The organism is Corynebacterium sp. KPL1986, from assembly GCF_000477975.1.
In the GTDB taxonomy this organism is placed as follows: Bacteria; Actinomycetota; Actinomycetes; order Mycobacteriales; family Mycobacteriaceae; genus Corynebacterium; species Corynebacterium accolens.
In genome coordinates this window covers 499358-520506 of sequence record NZ_KI515719.1, presented here as the reverse complement: position 1 = coordinate 520506, position 21149 = coordinate 499358, and the positions used below count along the sequence as shown (strand labels likewise).

At 56.7% G+C, this 21149-nt stretch carries 20 protein-coding genes and 2 pseudogenes; 3 read left to right on the top strand and 19 right to left on the bottom strand.

Translation table 11 applies throughout. From position 1 onward, the window contains the following. Positions 1-13: 13 nt before the first annotated feature. Positions 14-829: a class I SAM-dependent methyltransferase gene (locus HMPREF1287_RS02390; RefSeq protein ID WP_023017543.1), complete on the top strand. Its 816-nt coding sequence runs from the start codon at positions 14-16 to the stop codon at positions 827-829. Here HMPREF1287_RS02390 and HMPREF1287_RS02385 read toward each other — a convergent pair whose 3' ends face one another. From HMPREF1287_RS02385 to HMPREF1287_RS02305, 18 genes and pseudogenes are all read right to left on the bottom strand, one after another. Then, a complete protein-coding gene (locus HMPREF1287_RS02385; RefSeq protein ID WP_005279282.1) occupies positions 830-2215 on the bottom strand; it encodes an anaerobic C4-dicarboxylate transporter in 1386 nt (461 codons plus the stop codon). A gap of 285 nt (positions 2216-2500) precedes the next feature. Further along, positions 2501-3169, bottom strand: a complete 669-nt coding sequence (locus tag HMPREF1287_RS02380; protein ID WP_232218884.1) for a GNAT family N-acetyltransferase — start codon at positions 3167-3169, stop codon at positions 2501-2503. Between the two features lie 75 nt (positions 3170-3244). Continuing rightward, on the bottom strand, positions 3245-4828 hold the full coding sequence (gene der / locus HMPREF1287_RS02375) for a ribosome biogenesis GTPase Der (RefSeq protein WP_023017545.1): 1584 nt from the start codon (positions 4826-4828) through the stop codon (positions 3245-3247). Continuing rightward, positions 4825-5517: a (d)CMP kinase gene (gene cmk, locus HMPREF1287_RS02370; RefSeq protein ID WP_023019837.1), complete on the bottom strand. Its 693-nt coding sequence runs from the start codon at positions 5515-5517 to the stop codon at positions 4825-4827. Before cmk ends, der begins: the two co-directional genes overlap by 4 nt. Beyond that, positions 5517-6428 (bottom strand): pseudouridine synthase, encoded by a 912-nt coding sequence (locus tag HMPREF1287_RS02365; RefSeq protein ID WP_023017547.1) that lies wholly within the window; start codon positions 6426-6428, stop codon positions 5517-5519. Before HMPREF1287_RS02365 ends, cmk begins: the two co-directional genes overlap by 1 nt. A gap of 55 nt (positions 6429-6483) precedes the next feature. Further along, on the bottom strand, positions 6484-7038 hold the full coding sequence (scpB, locus tag HMPREF1287_RS02360) for an SMC-Scp complex subunit ScpB (protein ID WP_023017548.1): 555 nt from the start codon (positions 7036-7038) through the stop codon (positions 6484-6486). A 37-nt stretch (positions 7039-7075) separates the two neighbouring features. Further along, positions 7076-7873: a ScpA family protein gene (locus HMPREF1287_RS02355; RefSeq protein ID WP_023017549.1), complete on the bottom strand. Its 798-nt coding sequence runs from the start codon at positions 7871-7873 to the stop codon at positions 7076-7078. A 6-nt stretch (positions 7874-7879) separates the two neighbouring features. Then, complete coding sequence (locus HMPREF1287_RS02350) at positions 7880-8752, bottom strand: ParA family protein (protein ID WP_023017550.1); 873 nt, start codon at positions 8750-8752, stop codon at positions 7880-7882. Positions 8753-8904: 152 nt separating this feature from the next. After that, positions 8905-9795 carry a site-specific tyrosine recombinase XerD gene (xerD, locus tag HMPREF1287_RS02345; RefSeq protein WP_023017551.1) on the bottom strand — a complete coding sequence of 297 codons (891 nt, stop codon included), beginning with the start codon at positions 9793-9795 and terminating at the stop codon, positions 8905-8907. Beyond that, positions 9792-10430, bottom strand: a complete 639-nt coding sequence (locus HMPREF1287_RS02340) for an NUDIX hydrolase (protein ID WP_023017552.1) — start codon at positions 10428-10430, stop codon at positions 9792-9794. Before HMPREF1287_RS02340 ends, xerD begins: the two co-directional genes overlap by 4 nt. Further along, positions 10430-11341: a copper transporter gene (locus tag HMPREF1287_RS02335; RefSeq protein WP_023017553.1), complete on the bottom strand. Its 912-nt coding sequence runs from the start codon at positions 11339-11341 to the stop codon at positions 10430-10432. The genes HMPREF1287_RS02340 and HMPREF1287_RS02335 overlap by 1 nt, the downstream gene beginning before the upstream one ends. A gap of 14 nt (positions 11342-11355) precedes the next feature. After that, the gene (gene steA / locus HMPREF1287_RS02330; RefSeq protein ID WP_198010361.1) at positions 11356-12516 is read right to left on the bottom strand and encodes a putative cytokinetic ring protein SteA; all 1161 of its coding nucleotides are present in this window, start codon (positions 12514-12516) and stop codon (positions 11356-11358) included. Positions 12517-12526: 10 nt separating this feature from the next. Continuing rightward, positions 12527-14197, bottom strand: a complete 1671-nt coding sequence (gene recN / locus HMPREF1287_RS02325) for a DNA repair protein RecN (RefSeq protein ID WP_023017555.1) — start codon at positions 14195-14197, stop codon at positions 12527-12529. Further along, on the bottom strand, positions 14197-15078 hold the full coding sequence (locus tag HMPREF1287_RS02320; RefSeq protein ID WP_005279304.1) for an NAD kinase: 882 nt from the start codon (positions 15076-15078) through the stop codon (positions 14197-14199). The genes recN and HMPREF1287_RS02320 overlap by 1 nt, the downstream gene beginning before the upstream one ends. After that, positions 15078-15884 carry a TlyA family RNA methyltransferase gene (locus tag HMPREF1287_RS02315; RefSeq protein WP_023017556.1) on the bottom strand — a complete coding sequence of 269 codons (807 nt, stop codon included), beginning with the start codon at positions 15882-15884 and terminating at the stop codon, positions 15078-15080. Before HMPREF1287_RS02315 ends, HMPREF1287_RS02320 begins: the two co-directional genes overlap by 1 nt. Beyond that, entirely contained in the window at positions 15884-16045 is a 162-nt protein-coding gene (locus HMPREF1287_RS12565; protein WP_005279308.1) for a hypothetical protein, read from the bottom strand. The genes HMPREF1287_RS02315 and HMPREF1287_RS12565 overlap by 1 nt, the downstream gene beginning before the upstream one ends. Beyond that, a complete protein-coding gene (locus HMPREF1287_RS02310) occupies positions 16036-17019 on the bottom strand; it encodes an HAD-IIA family hydrolase (RefSeq protein WP_023017557.1) in 984 nt (327 codons plus the stop codon). The genes HMPREF1287_RS12565 and HMPREF1287_RS02310 overlap by 10 nt, the downstream gene beginning before the upstream one ends. After that, positions 17019-17816, bottom strand: a pseudogene (locus HMPREF1287_RS02305) (tetratricopeptide repeat protein); the annotation flags it as partial. The pseudogene HMPREF1287_RS02305 and the gene HMPREF1287_RS02310, both read right to left, overlap by 1 nt. Before the next feature lie 572 nt (positions 17817-18388). On the opposite strand from HMPREF1287_RS02305, the gene HMPREF1287_RS02300 reads away from it, so the two are divergent. Both HMPREF1287_RS02300 and HMPREF1287_RS02290 read left to right on the top strand, forming a co-directional pair. Next, positions 18389-19060 (top strand): hypothetical protein, encoded by a 672-nt coding sequence (locus HMPREF1287_RS02300; RefSeq protein WP_023017559.1) that lies wholly within the window; start codon positions 18389-18391, stop codon positions 19058-19060. A gap of 98 nt (positions 19061-19158) precedes the next feature. Continuing rightward, positions 19159-20377 (top strand): annotated as a pseudogene (locus HMPREF1287_RS02290) (IS3 family transposase). A 69-nt stretch (positions 20378-20446) separates the two neighbouring features. Here the strand turns inward: HMPREF1287_RS02290 and HMPREF1287_RS02285 are convergent. Next, positions 20447-20806 carry a hypothetical protein gene (locus HMPREF1287_RS02285; protein WP_023017562.1) on the bottom strand — a complete coding sequence of 120 codons (360 nt, stop codon included), beginning with the start codon at positions 20804-20806 and terminating at the stop codon, positions 20447-20449. Positions 20807-21149 lie beyond the last annotated feature (343 nt).

Sequence of the window (21149 nt, the reverse complement as noted above, 5' to 3'; positions counted from 1 at the left end):
GGTTAGATAGGCTATGTCGACTCGCCACCCCAACCCCCAACACTTCCCCAGCTATCGCAATCCCTCTGCCAAGCAGAAACCTACCTTTAGCACCGACCCCCAGCGTACCCAAGCAGCGCGCGCCTTCCGCCACGGCGCGCATACCTATCAGGACGTGCGCCCCGGCTACCCAGCGGAGGTCGCCCAACTCATCGCCGATGCCGACACTGTTGCTGACATCGGCGCCGGCACCGGCAAACTTACTGAATCCCTCTCCAATCCCCGCGTGCTCGCGGTCGAGCCTTCAGCGGATATGGCCCGCGTACTCCAACGCCACCTAGACATTCCCATCATCCGCGCCACGGCCGAGCACACCGCGCTTGCCGATGCCTCCCTCAACGCCGCCTGCCTTGCCCAAACCTGGCACTGGGTCGACGTTGCAGCAGCCTCGGCCGAGCTGGACCGCATCCTCGCGCCGGGCGGACGGATCCTTTTAGTGTGGAATACCCTCGACGTACACGCGGATCCCTGGATCCTTCGGTTAAGCCGCATTATGCACTCCGGCGACGTGCATAAGCCAGGCTTCTATCCCGAATACAAAGCACCCTGGACCTTAGACCGCGAGGTCCGTCTAAGCTGGACCCACGAGCTTACCCCAGAACAGCTCCACCAACTCATGCACACCCGTTCCTACTGGCTCAGAAATAACGAGGCCATCCACGAGCGCATGACCCACAACTTGAACTGGTACCTCTACGAACACATGGGCTTTTCCGCCGGCCAAAAACTGCACATCCCGTACCGCACGGATGCTTTCGTGCTGGTACGGGAGTCGAAGTCTCGCGACTGATTACAGGAGAACCTGGGCCAAGAGGGAGCCGACCACACAGGAGGTAAATACGGAGATCGCTCCGGGGATAAGGAACGAGTGGTTGATGACGTATTTGCCAATTCGCGTCGTACCCGTGCGATCGAAGCCGATGCAGGCCAAGTCGGAAGGATACGTGGGCAAGATGAAGTAACCATAAGCCGCACCGTAGAAACCAACGATGACAGCCGGGTCAATGCCCAATTGCAAGCCAATGGGAGCAATTGCTACCAGTGCAGCAGCCTGCGAATTTACCAATTTGGATACAATTACCAACACGACGGCGTAGGTCCAAGGGGCCGCCTCAACGACAGAGCCCAAGTTCGTCTCCAGTGCATCGATGTGGGATTGGAAGAACGTATCTGCCATCCACGCAACACCAAAGACGGAAAATACAGCTGTCATGCCGGCCTTGAATACTGGCGTAGATGCAATCTTTTTAGTATCTACCTTGCAGCTAAGAAGGATGATGGCACCGGCGACGAGCATGACCATCTGGATGACTAGGTTCATGGATACAGGGCTCAGCTCGCCGTCATCACCAGGAACCAGTGGGCGCAGGAACTCGAAGGCGCCGAGGAGGACCACGCAGGCAATAGCGACAAGGAAAACGACTACTGAACGCTTAGCCTCGCGGGAAAATTCCTTACCGATGAGCGAATCGGCGCTCTCATTGATGCTGGCGGCAAACTCTGGGTCTTTCATCCGTTCTTGGAAAGCCGGATCCTTGTCCAGGTCCTTGCCGCGACGCAGCGACCATAACGCGGCGAGAAGAACACCGCACAAGGACGCGGGTAGCGCCACCGTAAGAATCTGCGGAATCGAATAAGCCTTGTCGATAGCTCCAGCATTTTCCGCAAGGATCGACGCAAGAGAAACGGTAGCCACAGACACCGGTGAAGCGGTAATACCCATCTGCGCCGAGGTCGAGGCCACTGCCATAGGACGCTCAGGACGGATTCCCTTTTTGAGCGCGATGTCTTCAATGATCGGAAACATGGTGTAGACCACGTGGCCAGTGCCGCACAGTACGGTAAGGAACCAAGTAGTCAGTGGTGCCAAAATGGTGATGCGCTCTGGATGAGCACGCAAGAACTTCTCCGCATGCTGCATCATCACTTCCAAACCTTGTGCTTGTTGCAGTGTGGCTGCACAGCCGATAACGGCAATGATCGTAAGCATGACCGACACGGGGGGCTCGCCCGGTGCCAAGCCAAATACGAAGACCATCAGCATCAAGCCGATGCCAGAAATTAATCCTAGGCCGATCCCGCCATAGCGGGTGCCCAAAAGCAAAGCACTTAAAATGATTATGACTTGAAGCACGATAGCCAGGACTGAATCCGGGGCAATCACATTCGCTAACATGTCATGCCTTTCAAACAGAAAGTAAATGGTTGACAAGTTTTATCCTATCGGCGCCATAATGCTTTCACCGAAGCGAAAAGGAGAGCGAAGTGTCACACCATTGTTGGTGACACTTTTGCTCTCCTAAGTGGTAAAATACCGGGTTAACCGGCAAAATTATGTAGTTTTGAGGCCCCCTGATGCCTCTACAGTAAGCTCCGGCTTTGCTGGCGAGACAAGCTCAACTACACCTCACGTGCCAACCCCGAAAGATGTTGTGCACTATTAGTTGTCGATTCCTCAGGCCTAGTCCTTCCCGGACTTTAATTCGACCTTGTACTGTAAGTGATTTTTCACTGCGGGCCACTCATGCCGCAGCACGCTATACACGCAGGTATCTCTGACTAACCCGTTATCGAGTATCTGGTGGCCACGAAGGATTCCATCAAGATGTGCCCCTAGGGATTCCAACGCGCGGCGGCTTTCGCGGTTAAAGGAGTTGGTGGTGAAGAACACGGATAAGCAATCAAGCTGCTCAAATGCATGGCCCATGAGGGCCAGTTTGCAGTCTGCATTAACCGCAGTATTCTGCGCTGATTGCCTGTACCAGGTGTATCCGATTTGTGAGCGCCTATTACCCAGATCAAAGGCCTGATACCCAGTCATTCCCACTGTAGTGCCGGCTGAATCAAAGACCGTAAAAAGCTGCGCCCCGTGGGAGTCATACCAAGAAATGCGCTCTTCCACGGCTTTTTCCATCTCGCTCGGTGATGGAACCTTGGTGTACCACCGCTTCCATAACTCCCCGTCCTGTACCGCCTCAGCTAGTCCAGGAGTATGGTCCACGCTCAACGCCTTGAGAGTGACATGTTGCCCGCGCAAGATCTCGATTTTCTGTGACACCGTATTTACCTTCTTGCTTTCTGGGCCTAAGCCAATGATCTGATGTCTGTCAAGCTTAGCTGCCAATGACACCGAGCGTAATGAGATAGATAAAAACGAGCGAAGCCCCACGGTTGTGAAGGCTTCGCTCGTTTTCGCAGTGAACTCTTATTTCCGCTTTTTACCTCGGCGTTCGCGCACGCGCACGGCAATGCGGATTGGAGTGCCGTGGAAACCAAAGCGCTCGCGGAACTTGCGCTCAAGGTAGCGCCGGTAGGATGCGTCGAGGAATCCAGTGGTAAAGAGAACAATCGTCGGCGGCTGGGTCGATGCTTGCGTAGCAAAGAGCACGCGCGGCAAACGATTATTCTTCATCGGCGGCGGGTTGGCAGCAATCGCCTCACGCATCCAGTTATTGAGCTGGCCGGTGGACACGCGCTGATCCCAGCTTTCTAGGGCCTCAATCATGGCAGGCTCCAGCTTTTGCAAGGCGCGGCCGGTCTCAGCCGAAATATTAACGCGGGTTACCCACGGCAAGTGCCGCAGCTGCTCGTCAATCTCGCGGTCGAGGTAATAGCGGCGGTCCTCGTCCATAAGGTCCCACTTATTGAACGCGATGACCAGCGCTTTGCCGGATTCCAGCACCATATTGAGCACGCGCTGGTCCTGCTCGGAGATCTCCTCGGAGGCATCGATAAGCATGATGCATACCTCGGCCGCATCGATCACGCCACGGGTGCGCAAGGACGCATAATACTCGTGGCCCTGCGCGTTCTTGACCTTCTTGCGCAGGCCCGCGGTATCAATAAACTTCCACAACTGCTCATCTAACTGCACCAGCGAGTCCACGGGATCCACCGTGGTGCCGGCGACATTATCTACCACCGAGCGCTCCTCGCTGGTGAGCTTATTGAGCAACGAGGACTTGCCCACATTAGGCCTGCCGACGAGCGCGACGCGGCGAGGGCCCGATGTAATCGAAGTCTCGCGCGGTTCTTCGGGGAAGCTGCGCAGGATCTCATCCAGCACGTCCGCGCCACCGCGCCCGTGCTGTGCAGACACCGGCCACGGGTCCCCGAGGCCCAAGGCGTAAAACTGCGCCATATCCGCATACTGGTTATCGGAATCGAACTTATTCGATACCACGATCACCGGAACCGGTGATTTTTGCAGGCGGCGCGCCATAACCTCATCGGTTTCGGTAATGCCCACTTTGGTGTCTACCACCATCACGATGACATCGGCGGTATCCATCGCCATTTCTGCCTGGCGGGCGATATCGGCGTGCATGCCTTTAACGTTGGGATCCCAACCGCCGGTATCCTGCACGATAAAGCGCTGCCCATTCCAGTCCGCCACGTAGGACACGCGGTCACGGGTAACGCCAGGGTGGTCTTCTACGACGGCCTCGCGGCGGCCGAGGAAGCGATTAACCAGCGAAGACTTGCCCACGTTCGGCCTGCCCACAATAGCGACGGTGCACAGGGCTTCTTCGGTGGCATCGGCGAAGCCCAGCGATTGCGAGAGCTGCTCCCACTCGTCCTCACTGAGAGGCTGCTCTAGGTCTTCGTCATCCCCGTAATCGGCCTCGCCGAATTCTGACTCATCAAAGTCGTAGTCGAATTCTTCGGCATCAAAATCGTCCGTAGCCCACCCCGGCGAGGTCTCTACCGTTTCCTCGTCGAACTTACCCGCAGGGTAATGGAACTGCGTGACTTCTTCCTCTGGGGACTCAAAATCTTTATTGCTCATGAGCGGGACTCCTTAACCACGTTAATAAGAGCCTGCACGACATCCTCCGGGCTCATGTCAGAGGTATCGACAATAGTGGCGTCGTCGGCTGGGCGAAGCGGCGAGGTGACACGCGAAGAATCCGCAGCATCGCGGCGCTGCACATCTGCCAGCACCGATTCAAAATCGGAGGCAATGCCGGCCTTTTCGTTTTGATCGTGTCGGCGCTGCGCACGCACTTCCGCAGAAGCCGTCATAAAGGCCTTCGCCGGAGCATCTGCCAGTACCACGGTGCCGATGTCGCGGCCCTCTACGATGGCGCGGTGGGCGCGCTGTGCGAGCGTGCGCTGCAATGCCACCAAGTTCTCCCGGACCTCTGGGATGGCGGATACTGCGGAAACGTTCTGGGTGACCTCGTCTTCCCTGATGACGCGGGAGACATCGGCGCCATCGAAAAGCACCTGCGTGGAATCGGGATCATCGGAAACCTCCAAGGGCAGGTTGGCCGTCGCGGAAATCACCGCCTGCTTGTCCGCGGGGTCCACGCCTTGGCGCAATACCGCAAGGGTTGCCACGCGGTACATGGCACCGGTATCGATGTATTTTGCATCCAACTGCTTGGCCAAGGCCCGGCAGGTCGTGGACTTTCCCGTTCCGGAGGGGCCATCGACCGCGAGAATCAGGCCTTCATCAGGCATATTCGAAATCATTACATCCCCACCGCCTTGTACAAGCTCGTCAACTCGTTGGAATTCAGCGCGCGCAGCCCGCCGGGCTTCATATCGCCCAATTGGACCGTGTGCAGCTTGGTGCGCACCAGGCGCTGCACGGGATAGCCAGCTTCCTTCAGCAGGCGGCGGACGATGTGCTTGCGCCCTTCGTGCAGCTCGACTCGGACCAAAGAGAATCCCTGGTTCTTGTCCACTACCTGCACGAAATCGGCCTTTGCTAGGCCATCTTCTAGCTCGATGCCCTCTTTAAGCTGGCGCACTAACTTATTATCGGCCTCGCCCAATACCGTGGCCAGGTAGGTTTTCTTCACCTCATATTTGGGGTGCATCAGGCGGTTGGCCAATTCCCCATCGTTGGTGAGGATGAGCAGGCCTTCCGTATCCGCATCCAAGCGGCCTACGTGGAATAGGCGCTGGCCCGAGGCAACCTTTTCAGAAACCACGTCACCCACGCAGGGACGGCCGAGATCATCCGACATCGTGGACTGCATTCCGCGGGGTTTATTGAGGATGAAATACTCTTGATCCTCGTTGACGTTCACGCGAACGCCATCCACGCGGATGACGTCCACAGCAGGATTGACCTTGACGCCCTGCTTGATAATTACATTGCCATTGACTTCAACGCGACCAGCATCAATAAGGATTTCTGCGTGACGCCGCGATGCGACGCCCGCCTTGGCCAAGACCTTCTGCAGGCGCTCGCCTTTGGGCTTATCGTCATCGACCAGCCAATCAGCGCCCAAATCGCGCGCCACTGACTCAGCAGTCGCCTTCTGCTTTTTCTTGGATACGTGTTGATTACGGGCCGGTTTGGCATTAGAGACAACGATATCGCTGTCTCGCTGCTTCTTATCCGGTGTGCCGTCACGGCGAGCGGGAGGAGTCACTTAAGTGTCCTTTTCTCTCGAAGATATGAAATTACCTGCGTGAGTCTACCCCACCTCAGTACTCTTCGTCGATTGCATCGACGTCTGGAAGCAGCGGCGCCAGATCCGGAAGGCGTTCCAGCGAGTCTATACCTAGCAGTTCGAGGAAAAGCTCGGTGGTTTCATATCGGTGCGACGCCCCCTCGAACTCGTCCTGCGGGAGCTCACGGATGAGCCCGCGCAGGTTAAGGGTGCGCATCACGCCGTCCACGTTGACCCCGCGGACCGCAGAGACCTGCTGGCGCGTGACCGGTTGGCGATAGGCCACGACGGCGAGGGTTTCCAAGGCCGCGCGCGAGAGCTTCGTTTGCGCCCCATCCAATAAAAACTCCTCCACCGCGCTGGCGTTTTCCTGGCGGGTATAAAACCGCCAACCTTCTGGCGTTTCGCGCAGCTCAATTCCAGAGCCGCGGCTATCGAATTCACGTTGGATGGCCCGCAAGCAGTCACTAATGACCGCAGGTTCTACGCTAAGCGCCCGCGCCAAGGACTCTACGGATGCCGGCGAATCGAGCACCAGCAAGATCGATTCAAGCCGGGATCGCAATTGCGAAATGAGCGGAAGATCCATGCCCCTTAGATTACAACCACCGACGGCGGTGCTAGCACTAGTCCCAATTTGCTGCGGCAACGACCGCAGGATCTACGTCCAAGCCGGTCCAGGAAAGGTCCAGCTGGCCCAACGCCTCCTCCTGCTGGGCATCAACCGCCTTGGCCTTAAACAGTTCCAAGAGCGCCAAGAACCTGCCGACGATATGCATGGTTGTGGTGCAATCCCGGGTAAGCGAGGAAAAACTTGTCCACTGCCCTGCGCCCATGAGTTTGAGCGTTTCGAGGATCTTTCCAGCCTGCTCGGGCACGGAGACGGCGACGCCATGAATATGGCCCGTTGCCACTTCTTCCGGCGGCTTGGGGCGAAAGACGCCCGCCGCCATTTCCGCAAAGCTCGCTGGAGTATGCCCCAACGTCACGGGAGGTAGAAGCTCCGCAAATTGCTCCTCGATGCTCACGGCGCGCGGGTAACTGCGCTGTGCCTCCCGTTGCCAACGGGCAAATTGATCCGCCGCCTGTTTATAGGCCTTGTACTGCAAAAGGCGGGCAAAGAGCAGGTCGCGCGATTCCAGCAGCTCCAGGTCCTCTAGGTCATCGACTTCGCCCCGCGGCAATAGCCGTGCGGCCTTTAAGTCCAACAGCGTTGCCGCCACGACCAAGAAATCAGTCGTCTCATCCAAATCCGCGTTCTCGCCCAATTGGCGGGTGTAGCCAACGAATTCATCCGTCACCTCAGACAAGGCCACATCCGTGATATCCATCTTTTTGGCCTGGATGAGCTGCAAAAGCAGATCAAATGGGCCCTCGAAATTCCGCAGCGCAATGCGGAAGCCCGTAATCTCTGGCTGCGTCACGGTAGTTTAAACGGTCGAGCGTTCGATGACTTCCTTCGCCAGATCGCGGTATTGCTGCGCGGCCTGCGAATTGGGCGCCCACGAGGTGATGGGCTCGCCGGCCACGGAGGTTTCTGGGAAGCGCACGGTACGGGTAATGACGGTATCGAATACTTGATCCCCAAAGTATTCCACCACGCGGGACATCACCTCACGGGCATGCTTGGTGCGCCGATCAAACATGGTGACCAGAATGCCCATTACTTCCAGATCGAAGTTGATGCGGTCAGAGACCTTTTCCACCGTGTCCGTGAGCAAGGCAAGCCCGCGCAGCGAGAAGAACTCGCATTCCATCGGGATGATGACGCCCTGGGAACAAGCTAGGGCGTTGACCGTAAGCAGACCCAAAGAAGGCTGGCAATCAATGATGATGAAGTCATAGTCGCGGCGCACCGGACGCAGGGCGCGGGCCAAGGTGTGCTCGCGGCCTACTTCATTGACCATCTGAATCTCTGCTGCGGAAAGGTCAATATTGGCCGGAACGAGGTCCATGCCGGACACGCTGGTGTGGTGAATGGCGGAGTGGATAGAGGTATGGCTATCCAGCATCACGTCATAAATCGAGTCCTCGATGTCATCATGGTTTAATCCCAGCCCAGCCGAAAGAGCACCCTGCGGGTCCAAGTCAACCAAGAGGACCTTGCGCCCATACTCTGCGAGGCAGGCCCCCATATTGATGGTGGACGTGGTCTTGCCCACGCCGCCCTTCTGGTTACACATCGAGATGATGGTGGCGGGCCCATGTTTTTCCAAGGGGGCGGGTTCCGGCAGCTCGCGGACAGGGCGGCCAGTTAGCCCCGTCTCTACATCAGAGGTTGAAAAGAGACCCTCTTCGCTCACAGTCAAACCTTCTTCCTTGACGCCAAGTCATGGACCATGACATTTGGCATAGGGTTGCTTACAACGTTGTAACTATAGCGTACCCGCTCCCCTTTATGACTACCGAGACTTTGCAAATATCAAGCCTCTAACTTTGACTTAAACGCTGAAAGCTACGCCCGCGGATGCGCTGTCCGCCACACCTCCCGCAAGGAATCAGCAGTCACGTGCGTATAGATCTGCGTGGTAGTCACGGAGGAATGCCCTAAAAGCTCCTGCACGGTGCGCACATCGGCACCGCCTTCGAGAAGGTGCGTGGCAAAGGAATGACGCAGCGTGTGCGGGGAAATGGACTTATCCAACTGGCTGCGCTGCGCGGCGGTCTTAATGATGGACCACGCGCTTTGCCGCGATAGCGCGCCACCGCGGGTATTCAAAAACAGCGCAGCCGTTTTGCCCTTTCCCAGCACGGGACGGGCGCGCACCAGATAGGCATCGATGGCCTGGCGAGCATGCGAGCCAAGGGGTACGAGCCGCTCCTTATCACCTTTGCCGTGCAGGACTAGGACGTCATCGCCAGTAGCTACGTCATCGACGTTGAGCGAAATTACCTCAGAAATGCGCGCCCCAGTGCCATAGAGTACTTCCAATAGCGCCCTATCGCGAAGGTCGACCGGCGTTTCCGTCGGCGTCGCTTCGATAAGCTGCGTCACCTCATCAACGCTCAAGGTCTCTGGCAGGTGTTGCCCCGTGGAAGGCGGGCTCACCTCGGCGGCAACATCGCTATCGACTTCACCTTCCGCAACGGCGAATTTGTGCAACCCGCGCGCCACGATGAGGGCACGGTTGGCAGAAGACACCGCCATCTTTTCGCGCAGGTCCTTCAAATAGGCCTCCACCATCGGCCGGGTTACCTGCCGCAGGTCCTGGACCCCATTGTCCGCCAGCCAATCCACGTACCGGCGAATATCCCGCCGGTAGTTGCTCAGGGTATTAGCTGACACCCCGCGTTCGACGGCGAGGTGATTCAACCAAGTCTGAGCGACATCCTCCGCAGCAGTCACTGCTTTTTCAGGTCCGGTCCGCTGCGGCGGGCAGCCATATGGGTCGGGCGCAAATCGAACGGCGCATCCACCGAACGCGTCGGCTTCCCACCAATCACCGTGGCATATGCGGCTAAAATACCCGCGCATGCGACGGAATTAACTATCTCACCGGCCAGCACCTTATTTACTGCCCTGTCTAAATCCACCCAGGCAAAATCCATATCGGCTTCTTCATCGCCGGTATCGTGCAGCGCTGGGACCTCACTAAGGTCGCGGGCAAGGAAAATCCGCACGGCTTCCTCACAAAACCCCGGTGAAGTCACCATATCCGTGAGAGTTTCCCAGTCCTTCGCGGCAAGGCCCGCTTCCTCCTGCAGCTCGCGCTGCGCGCCGGAAAGCTCATCCTCGCCCTTTACATCTAACAGTCCTGCAGGCAGCTCCCAGAGCCGCTTGCCGACGCTATGCCGGTACTGATGCACCATCGCGATGCGCCGATCCGCATCTAGGGCCACCACCGCGACGGCGCCCAGGTGCTCAATGATCTCCCTATCCGCGGTGTTTCCTCCCGGCATGGACAACGTATCGCGGCGTACGGCGACGATCGGGGCATCAAAAATTAACTCTGAATCCAAGACTCGAAAATCGTGGGCCACTATTCTTTCTCCTCTTCAGGTAGGGCGGAATCCGCGCTTTCTGCAGAACCGTAGTCTCCCCTGCCCCCATTGAGCTGTTCCTCGGTGGCAGAAATGACGGCGATGCGCTCTACTGCTCGCTCGATGCCATCTACGGTAGAAAGATCCACGTCTTTGGTGCGCAGCTGCTCTATTGTCTTTTCATCTTGGGTCTGTTTGGCCCGCGCGCTAAGGACCACGCTGCCATTGACCTCGTCCAAGGCGGTGGCGAACTCTGCCAAGGTATCCGAATAATATCCGCGCACCCCGCTGCCGGAGACGATGATGATGGACTGGGCGGGAAGGATGGTCCCGTCTTCATAATCAATAAATTCCTTGTCGCGCAAAGCACGCAGCAGCTCAGATCGCTCCTTCACGCTTGCGAGCGGCTCCGTGCTTTCTTGGTCCATGGAGAGGGCCGCGCCCAAAGCCTCGCCGCCATAGCTTCCCACGGTTTTATCGAGCCCCTTGAGATCTGCCTTTTTCGGGGCCTTATCTTTAAGGATCGATACGATATCGTCTTTGCTTTCCCCGCGCAGGAAGTCTTTGCTCAGCTTGATTTCTCCTGCCTTGGTGGCCCCGGAGGCTTCTAAGAGCTTCGTGATATCAGACAGGTCCCTGCTATTTGCATCATCGGTGGAAATGACCAGCACTGGCCGCTGCGATAACGTCCCAGATACCAAGTCCGGTGCCACGTTCTTGACTATGTCATCGCTCGCCTCATTTTGGTTCTGCAAGATCTTGTTTTCTTGCACCACCTTGCGGTGTTCCGCACGGATCGGGTCATCATCGGCCACGCTGGTAGTCAGGTTGGGCGCGATCACCAAGGCTCCGAGGGCTACACCGACCGCTGCGCCGAGTCCAAGGCCCGTAATTAGTTGCGTTTTCGCCATACTGCTACCCCCGCTCAGAATAGGCTCGACCACGTTTGGCTCAAATTACTCAAGAAATCCTGGCTCCCGCCAAAGCCCACGATCAAGATGATCGCTGCAATCGCGACCAAGATGCTGAGGAGGGCCCATAGCCAGCCAAGGTGTGAAGATGGAACAGAATACAGGTTGATCACAGCCTCCGCATCAACCGCCTTGGTTCCAGCCTTCAGCCGAGACAAGACGGCAGACGGTGCCACCCGGTTGGCAAAAACATCATCGAGGTCAAAGCCGCCGCCTGCCTGCACGATGAGGCCCGCACCGTGGTAATCAGCAAAGAGCAGCGCTAAATCCGTGGCCGATTCCGATGCCGCCGGGAACGTCATGGCCCCAATACCCAGCTCTTGGATGCGGTCAAGGCCTTCCACGCTGCCTTCTGGATCCGCGGGTACGACGATGCGCGCGCCGCAGCGCAGCGCCTCATCGCTTACCTTGGCCGGATCCCCAATAACGAAGTCAGGCTTATATCCCTGCTCCAGCAAGGAATCCGCGGCTTCCTCAACCGCAACGAGCAGCGGCTCATATTCCCGGATGAAATTCCGCAAGTCTTTCAGCAGGGCTCGGTGGTCTTCGGTGGGAGATAAAACAATGACCTTCCTGCCAGCTATCTCGGCACCGGATGCGGGGACACCGAGGCCATCGATAAGCAGCGGGCCTTCAGAGTTAATGAAATCAATGGAACGCGCAAAATAGGACTCCATGTGGTCAATGAGTGCGCTTTGTGCCGCCTTGAAGTTCTTGTCTGCGCGCTCCCGGGAAATCTTCTGCCCCGTCCCGATTACTTTATCGCCAACGTAGACCTTTCCATCCTCGCCGATATGCGCCTTTTTGCCGTCTTTAAACTCCGAGATAAATTCCTCGCCGAGGCCCTCGAGGAGGTCAATATCGGCATCGAGAAGCATGTGCGGACCGCAATTAGGGATGGAACCGGTAGAAAACCTGGCGACATTGACCACCGCGGAGGGCTGCAAGTCCACAAGCGTTTGTGCCTCGGGCCGGGAAATATTCGCCGCATCGATAACGGCGATATCACCTGCAGAAAACTTCTTAAGACCTTTCGCGCCCGGGGTGCAATCGCGCAATGCGGCAGACTCACCGGGTTGCTCAGGGGTACGGGAAAACAGAGCCATGTGCCCCATTCTTCCTTGCTTAGTCCGCCAGCTGGGTAAGGCGCGCGGAAGCTTCCTTTTGTGCGCGGTCAAAAAGCTCTTGGGCGTGCGCGCGCCCAGTGTCCGTGTCATCCAAACCGGCCAGCATGCGCGCCAATTCCTCCACGCGCTCCTGTTCCGATAATTCGGCTACCCCAGAGGTAAATTTATCCTTAGAAACATGCAAATGCGCATCTGCATACGCAGCTACCTGCGGCAAGTGGGTGACGACGATAACCTGATTATGCGCAGCGAGCCGCGCTAGCCGACGCCCAATTTCTACCGCCGCACGCCCGCCCACGCCGGCATCGACCTCATCGAAGACCAAGGTCGCACCGTCTTCGCTGGCGAGCACGACCTCGAGGGCAAGCATGACGCGAGACAGCTCGCCACCGGAGGCCGCGGTGGCCAAAGGCTTCCCATTGAGCTGCAACTCCGCGGCATCGGCGCCCGTCTTGGAATACTTAGCCGTGGACAGCTCAACCGACAACGTGGAATTGGGCATAGCCAATCCATGCAACTCCTCAGTCACCAGCTTGCCCAGCGCTTCCGCGGCTTTCTGGCGGCCCTTCGTAAGCTCCGCCGCCTTCTGCTTCATCTCCTGCTCGGCCTCTTTGACCTGTGCCTTAAGTTCCTCGAGGACCTCCGTCGAGGTATCCATCGACTGCAGTTTGGCCTCCGCCTCATCGCGCCACGCCAAAACGCCATCGATATCGCTGGCGTATTTCCGGGTCAATGCTCGAAGATCCTGCTGGCGCTGCAGCGATTTTTCCAACAGATTCGGATCCGCCGGCAGCCCCGCGAGGTATCCACCGAGCTCGGCCGAGATATCGCCTAGCTGCGAGGTGAGCTCAGAGATGCGCTCGCCCAAATCCGCCAACTGTTTATCCGAGGATCCCACCAGCGCCGAGCCCGCGCGCCCGAGCAGCGAAGACGCAGCCTCATCAAGCTCTTCAGTACCATCGATCGCTGCCAAGGCAGTGTGCGCGGATTCGCGCAGGCCGTCGACGTCTTGCAAGCGCTGCACCAACTGCACCAGCTCCGCGTCTTCGCCTGGCTCGGGTGCCACACCGTTGATTTCCTCTAAGGCATATTGCAGGCGGTCAGCTTCCTGGGCAAGCTCCCTACGGGACTCGGTGCGCCGGCGATAATCCTTGGCTAAACCACGCCACTTTTTAAAGGCCTCCACATAGTCTTCCCGGATGCCCGCCAATTGCGGGTCCGCACGGTCTACCGCCGCGAGCTGCTCTTCTGGGGCTAGGAGGCGCAATTGGTCATTCTGACCATGCACGGTAATTATCTCCCGCGCGAAATCTCCCAACGTGGCGGCCGGTACGGCGCGGCCACCCAGATACGCCCGCGATCGCCCCGCAGCTGAAACGGTGCGCGAGACAATAAATTCACCATTTTCATCTGGCTCGCCGCCCACCGAGTCCACCAGCTGGCTAATGCTCTCTTTCGCGGAACTAAAGTGGCCTTCCACGGCTGCTTTTTTAGCGCCATCGCGCACCCGAGAGGCATCCGCACGCCCGCCTGCCAACAGTCGAAGCCCCGTGACCACCATGGTTTTTCCTGCACCGGTTTCACCGGTCAATACGGTCAAGCCCTCCGACAATTCCGCAGAGCTATGGCGAATGACTCCTAAATCATTAATAGAAATATCGACAAGCACTATTTCTCCTTCGGTCCGCGCCAGCCTTCCACGGGCAACCGCAGCTTAGAGACCAATCGATCCGTAAAGGGCTGATCATCCAACCGCACCCAGCGTACGGGGCGCTTACCGCGCACCACCTCGACGCGGGCACCCGGCGGCATAATAAGTTCCCTGCACCCATCCAAGATAACCACGGCCGGTGTGGTTTGCATGGTTGATTCCACCGCCACCAAAGAGTTCGGGGAAACCACTAATGGTTTGGTAAAGAGCGCATGGGCATTATTCGGCACGACCAAGATTGCATCCAGGGATGGCCACAGCACTGGGCCTCCAGCTGAAAACGCATACGCCGTAGAACCCGTTGGGGTAGAAATCAGTACGCCATCACAACCGAACGACGAAACGGGGCGCCGGTCGATCTCCAAAATCGCATCCAGCACGCCCGACCTGTTCTGGTTTTCAACCGAGGCCTCATTCAAAGCCCAACTGCTAGCCAGTTGGTGACCGTTGGCATCCGAAATAGAGACATCCACCGTCAACCTGTCCTCTACCCGGTAGCTTTTCTCAATCACGCGAGCGACGGCACGGTCTAATGACTCCACTTCCCATTCCGCGAGGAAGCCTACGTGGCCCAGATTCACTCCGAGGACCGGGATATCTACCGCCCGCGCCATATCGGCGGCGCGCAGGAAGGTGCCATCACCGCCTAAAACAAGGACCAGTTCGCATCCCGCCGCAGCAGCATCAGAATGCGACACATGTTGGAGTCCCGGCAAGACGGTTTCGTCCGCGCACACGCGCACCGTTATCCCCGCTTCCTGCAATAATTCGGCTGCACGGGAGGTAGCCTGCAGGTTCTCTGCACGATTGGCATGCGGAACCAACAATATCTCTCGCATTATTGCGGACCTTCTTCAACGGCAGTATCAATCATCTGTTTCATTGTAGCTGCGTCCGTTGACATACCGTCCTTTTTCAGCCAAAGGAAATATTCCACGTTTCCACTCGGGCCAGGCAATGGTGAAGCCACAACACCGTGCAGGCTAAGGCCTAAAGACACGGCAAACTCGGCGACATCCTGTGTAACCTCTTTCCGCATCTCGGGAGAGCGGACCACCCCGCCGCTGCCAATGCGATCCTTGCCCACCTCAAACTGCGGCTTAACCATCGGCAGCAGCCACGCTCCGTCCTTCATACACTCCACAATTGCTGGCAGTACCAGCTTTAAGGAAATGAAGGATAAATCCCCGACCATGCCATCACACAGGCCATTGGTCATTTCTGGATTAATAGTGCGGATATTGGTCCTATCCAAGACGGTTACGCGGTCGTCATTTTGCAGCCGCCACAGTAATTGCCCATACCCAACGTCAACAGAAAGCACTTCCCTCGCACCAGAGGCCAGGCACACATCCGTAAAGCCTCCCGTCGATGCCCCTGCATCTAAGATGCGACCGTCCATGTCGACGTCGAATGCGGCAAGCGCGCCCAAGAGCTTATGTGCGCCGCGGGACGCCCACTTGTCTTCCTCGGACTCCTCGACCTTGATGGAGACTTCAGGATCCACAACTGTTGCAGGCTTTTCTGCTTTGAATCCGCCGACCGTCACACGGCCAGACTTGATCATCTCGCGGGCTTGCTCACGAGATCGCGCAATCTTTCGGCGCACAAGTTCTGCATCCAGCCTGCGGCGTTGTGGTGGCATTAGTTCTCCTGCAAAGCATTCCGCAATACGGAATGCGCCCTGTCCAGTTGATCGACTTCTTCTGCAAGTGATGGCGCATCTTCGCCAAGAATTGTCGAAATCTCCGAATCTACTGCTTCAGGCTCTTTCACGGCCCGAAAATCGTGTGGCTTTACCGCCATTTCGACACAACCTTTTCCGCAAATTCGCTACGCGGCTGAATATACCGAGGTGGTGCCGGCATTGACCACGCCACTTCCAATACGGTCCGCAATGCTTGCACCGAGGTAGAGGACTCATTTCCGCCCTGCAAAAGAACGTCATACCCATCGCACCGCGCGGTAAAGTCTCCTTGCGGCCCCGGTCGCACCTGCGAAATAGGCAATGAAAGCTCGTGCATGCCCGCACCAATAAAGTTGGGCCGCGCCTCCACGGGGGCCTCGATAAGCTCAAGCTCGCCCGAGACACCGGTCAATACATGGAAAGTATTCATCGCTGCGGTGTTACCCCCAACGATATCCGTATCTAGCCTGTCGCCCACCGCCAATGGCTTTTTCGACCCGACCTTTTTCGCTGCGAGGAAGAACATCGCTGGTTCAGGTTTGCCGGCAGAAACGGGCTCTACTCCCGTCGCCTTCTGGACAGCAGCAACAAGGGAACCATTGCCAACGCCTAGTCCTCGCTCGATTGGAAGGGACGTATCCAAGTTCGACGCAAAATATTTCGCGCCTGCCCGGATAGCCAGAGCCCCCTCCGTTAACTGTTCCCAACCAACGGACTTATCAAAACCTTGCAGGACGGCGGCTGGTTTATCATCGGCACTCGAGACCACGGAAAAACCCCTGTCTTTAGCCAAATCGCGGAAAGAATCCGCGCCAATAATTAGTACCTTGGCACCCGAAGGAATTTCCTCGGCAGCCAATTGCAATACCGCTTGGGCGGAGGTGACGATGTCACCTGAATCAGCCGTCAAGCCGATATCCGTTAGCATCGTCGCAACGGCTTCAGGGCTGCGCGACGCATTATTTGTTACATATACTGCGGGAACACCGCACGTATTAATAACGTCTACGACGTTGCTGAGCGGACGACCGCCTTCCCAGACGGTTCCATCCAAGTCCAACAATAAGGCATCATGTTTGCTTAAAACACTCATTACTTACATTCCGCCAATCGGTCAACGGCATCGGTCCAATCACCCTCATCAATGGCGATGGTGTGCCCGAACCACTCTCGGGCTTCGTCCTTGCGCCCTGCGGCAAGCAGAGCATTTGCATAGGCATACGACAACCTACAAGCACTTACTCCACGATCGCTGCGGTCCGGTTGTGCCCGCTGAATTGTAACCACCGCTGATTCAGGTTGATCGAGGTCAAGGCGAGCACCCGCCAGCACGATCGCTAATTCAATGGCGGATTCTTTGTCTAGTTCCTTCGCCTCTTCGCTGCGCCCCAGCTCTAATGCCCTTTCCGGCCGACCCAACCCACGTTCACAGTCGGCCATAACCGCGAGCATCCCCGGGCCGCCAGAAATACGACGGGCAGCACGAAGCTCAGCGAGCGCCTCTTTCCACTCGCCGGCGCGGTATGCAGCGATACCGTTAACTTCCCGAGCGATAGCCACACGTCCTGCACGATCCTTAGCCGCACGCGCATGCCGCAGCGCCAGTTTAGGATCATCGTCCATCCAGGTTGCTGCCATGATCATGTGCTTAGCGACGGCCTCCGAGTTCTCTTTAGAGAGAGACTTCAGGTCTTGGAGCACCAATGGGTCCAAGTCATTGATATCGACCTCTTCAGGAATATCCGGATCGGTCATACGACGGTTGATTCGCTCTTCCCGATACCCAGAGCGCTGTGGAGAGAAAGACTTCTTCTTTCCCCCGCCGCGAGAATCGCGGTCCCCCGAGTTGCGTGGATTTCGACCCCGACGGTCTTGTCCGCGGCCATTACGGCCGTGCTGGTTGCGCTCCGACATTCAGTCCTACCCTTTCTTGGTTGGAACTCGCACAGAAATACCGCACCCATTCTACAGTGCCAAACGACATTCAAAGAATCTAGAATATCCTCGTCGATTGCCCGTAGTTTGATGAACCCGGCCACTGCTTTTGGGCGAACTGGTGTGGTGGTGTTGGGTTGGTGGGCTTTTATTTTTGTTGTTGTGTTTGTTTCTTTTGTGGTTGAGGAATTGTGTCCAGGTGTAGTGCCAGTGTGTGTTTGTGGTGGCTAATGGTCCTTGGGGGTGGTCTATGTGGTAGGTGCCGTCGGTGTGTAGCCAGGCGATGGTGCCAGTGACCGGGTCAATGATGTAGTGGACGCGTTTGTCGGTTTTGATGTTGTGGTGGTGTTGGCAGAGGGTGACGAGGTTGCTAATCAGTGGATTGGTGTAAACCCTTGTGGGGGTAAGTCGATTAGTGACACTGCCACCGCCTTGGGTTGCAAACATGCAGGTGGGAAACGCGATTTAAGGCGTTGAACGGGCGTCGGTGGGGTCTGGGTAGGGGCCAACGCCTCTATGCTTGTCTCATGGAAGCTTTCTTTTCGTGGTTCACCTCTCAAAGTGGCGTGTCGTTGTTGGTTGCCCTCGTTGCCCTTGTAGGTGTCCTTGTCACGACGTGGTGGAACAACCGCGCGGCCGATAAGCGGCGTCGTGCCGACCAAGCGGCGGCCGACCAACGGCGCAAAGACGACCAAGCGGCCGAGGACGCTAGGCGTAAGGCCGACGACGACCGACGGGAACGGGAACGGCGCGAACAACTACGGCGTGAGGATTGGACACGGCAACGCCGGGCAGTGGCCGACTGCATATCTGTTGTCAAGGAAGAATTTCCCCCGCTTGGTAACTTACGAGTGGGTATACCAACCGACCAAGATGTTTCTGAATTGGACATTTACATTGATAAAGGCACAGAACTACTATCCTTTTACCGCGCAATTGTACGTGCGCTTAATGTTGCAGAACTTGAGGTTTCCAACGCGCAAGTAAAGATGGCGATTCGCCACTTAATGGACAGCACTAACGAGGAGTACAGGGAATTATTAGACGCTGAACGTAGGGGTCAAGGGGAAGTTGGGGTGGTCGCTATGGAAATGAATGCGATAGGCCCGAAGATGGAGGATTCACTTAGAAAGTTGGTAAACGTTGCCTCGCATGAGTTCCTAGATATTCCTCGTGACAAGAACGATAAAGACAACTAAAGACAAAGACCACCGCCCCGACGCTCTAGATGTGAGCGTGAGGTTACCCTCGTTTAGTGGACACCCGATTAGTGCGGATCTTGTGTCCGTAAGAGAGGATGTTCATTGTGAGTCAACAACGCCAGAAATACACGCCGGAGTACCGGCGTGAAGCCGCAAACCTAGTAATCGAGTCAGAACGCCCGATTGCTCATGTAGCGAAAGAAATTGGTGTCGCACCTGGCCTTTTAGGTCGGTGGGTGAAAAATGAGCGTGAGCGTCGAGGATCCTCTGATGGGCTAAGCGAGGCTGATCTTCGTGCTGAAAATGCTCGTCTGCGCCGTGAATTAGCAGAAGCGAAGATGGATAATGAGTTTTTGTCAAAAGCGACAGCCTTCTTCGCCGCGAAGCAACGCGATCAGAAAAGTTCGAATTAATGCAGCCAGAGCAAGGCGAATTTCAGTATCAAGCGCATGGCACGCTTGTTGAAGGTATCTCGGTCTGGATACTACAAATGGGCCCATATGCAGCAGCAACGCTTATCCGGTAAGGATGATCGTGCAGCATTTTACGATGATGTTGATCGCAAGATTCATCAGATCTGGAAAGACTCCAACGAGGTCTACGGTGCCCCGCGAATCACCGCAGAACTAGGTGAGCGCTACCAGATTGTTCTTAACCGCAAGACTGTGGCTAAGCGGATGCGCCTGATGGGGATTGAAGGAATTTCACCGCGTGCTTTCGTCCCAGCGACAACGATTCAATCTAAACGTAAGTCGAGTCTTCCTGACCTGGTAAAGCGCATGTTTGATACCGGCGAGCTCAATCGAGTATGGATGTCAGACATTACCTACCTGCGAACCGGCGAGGGTTGGTTGTACTTATGCGCAGTTTGCGATGGTCATTCCCGCAGGGTGCTGGGCTGGGCTATGGATAGCGTGCAAGATACATTCCTGGTCGAACGAGCACTGCGGATGGCACATACACTTCCGTGGTGACGTTCCTGACGGGCTGGTGTTTCACGCCGACCGGGGAACACAATTTACCAGCGAGCAGCTCTGGGAGGTGTGCCGCAACCTAGGTGTTGCTCAGTCTGTGGGGCGTACTGGGGTGTGTTTCGATAATGCGATGGCTGAGTCGTTCTGGTCGACGCTTAAGACCGAGTTCTACGACCGGAAGCGCTGGCCAACCCGCGATGCTGCGCGTCAGGCCGTTGCCTACTGGATTGAAGCCGTCTACAACCGTCGGCGCCGGCACTCCGCACTCGGGATGGTCAGCCCCGTCGACTTCGAGAACCAGATTGGTTTAACCACCAGCAGAAAAGAAATAGCTGCCTAACCACTAGGTAGCTCCACTACGTGTCCACGATTTGCGGGCAACCCCAGTGGCTGGCACTAGCGGTAGTTCTTACATGCGGAAGTGTGCGCGAATAATCCCCGACAGGGTGCTGTAGGTTAAGCCTAAATCTTTAGCCAGGCTGGTCAGTGTCAAGTCAACGTCGTCGTCGAGGTCTGGCAACAGTGACTGATAGAAAAACCAGGAGTTCTTCCGGGCGTGTGCTCCAGCTGCGGCAATAGGATTGTCTGGCGTGTTGGTGGCGTAAAAGACTACCGGTACCTCCCTCTCAGCCTCACCATCAGAGTCGTAATCAGGATCAGTGTTGGTGTCGTAGTCCAGTGGCTCGCCGGCTTTACGGGTATTCCCCGGCGTGGTGTCGCCTACTGGCTCGTGGTCTGTCGTGGTAGGTGGTGGTGTGTTAGTTGTCATCGTGGTCGTATCCCCCGGGGAGTACTACACCCTCAAAAGTGTCGAATGTGTTTTCGCCTAACAGGGATTCACCCTATCCACCACACCTGACACTAGGGGGTAAAACCACGACACCTACCACGCATTCCCCCAGCTCGACAGGGTACACGTCGCAAATACCAACGGGGGTAAAACACCAAGTAGTCCCCGAAACACCAACCACCCAGAATTATTCGGGGTGGTGGTCTTTCGGGGACTACCAGAATCACTATTTTGTTGTTTTGTTGTTTGGTGTCGGCGGTGACTTACTCTCCCACAACCTCCCGGTTGCAGTACCATCAGCGCGTACAGGCTTAGCTTCCGG

What these genes read in the sequence shown, in the direction of transcription:
- HMPREF1287_RS02320 (WP_005279304.1), bottom strand. Translation starts at nt 15,078, where the DNA reads ATGCGAGAGATATTGTTGGTTCCGCATGCCAATCGTGCAGAGAACCTG.
- HMPREF1287_RS02300 (WP_023017559.1), top strand. Translation starts at nt 18,389, where the DNA reads ATGGAAGCTTTCTTTTCGTGGTTCACCTCTCAAAGTGGCGTGTCGTTG.
- scpB (WP_023017548.1), bottom strand. Translation starts at nt 7,038, where the DNA reads ATGGATCTTCCGCTCATTTCGCAATTGCGATCCCGGCTTGAATCGATC.
- cmk (WP_023019837.1), bottom strand. Translation starts at nt 5,517, where the DNA reads ATGATTTCGAATATGCCTGATGAAGGCCTGATTCTCGCGGTCGATGGC.
- der (WP_023017545.1), bottom strand. Translation starts at nt 4,828, where the DNA reads ATGAGCAATAAAGATTTTGAGTCCCCAGAGGAAGAAGTCACGCAGTTC.
- HMPREF1287_RS02390 (WP_023017543.1), top strand. Translation starts at nt 14, where the DNA reads ATGTCGACTCGCCACCCCAACCCCCAACACTTCCCCAGCTATCGCAAT.
- HMPREF1287_RS12565 (WP_005279308.1), bottom strand. Translation starts at nt 16,045, where the DNA reads ATGGCGGTAAAGCCACACGATTTTCGGGCCGTGAAAGAGCCTGAAGCA.
- HMPREF1287_RS02285 (WP_023017562.1), bottom strand. Translation starts at nt 20,806, where the DNA reads ATGACAACTAACACACCACCACCTACCACGACAGACCACGAGCCAGTA.
- steA (WP_198010361.1), bottom strand. Translation starts at nt 12,516, where the DNA reads ATGGGGCACATGGCTCTGTTTTCCCGTACCCCTGAGCAACCCGGTGAG.
- HMPREF1287_RS02310 (WP_023017557.1), bottom strand. Translation starts at nt 17,019, where the DNA reads ATGAGTGTTTTAAGCAAACATGATGCCTTATTGTTGGACTTGGATGGA.
- HMPREF1287_RS02335 (WP_023017553.1), bottom strand. Translation starts at nt 11,341, where the DNA reads ATGGCGAAAACGCAACTAATTACGGGCCTTGGACTCGGCGCAGCGGTC.
- HMPREF1287_RS02385 (WP_005279282.1), bottom strand. Translation starts at nt 2,215, where the DNA reads ATGTTAGCGAATGTGATTGCCCCGGATTCAGTCCTGGCTATCGTGCTT.
- HMPREF1287_RS02315 (WP_023017556.1), bottom strand. Translation starts at nt 15,884, where the DNA reads ATGCCACCACAACGCCGCAGGCTGGATGCAGAACTTGTGCGCCGAAAG.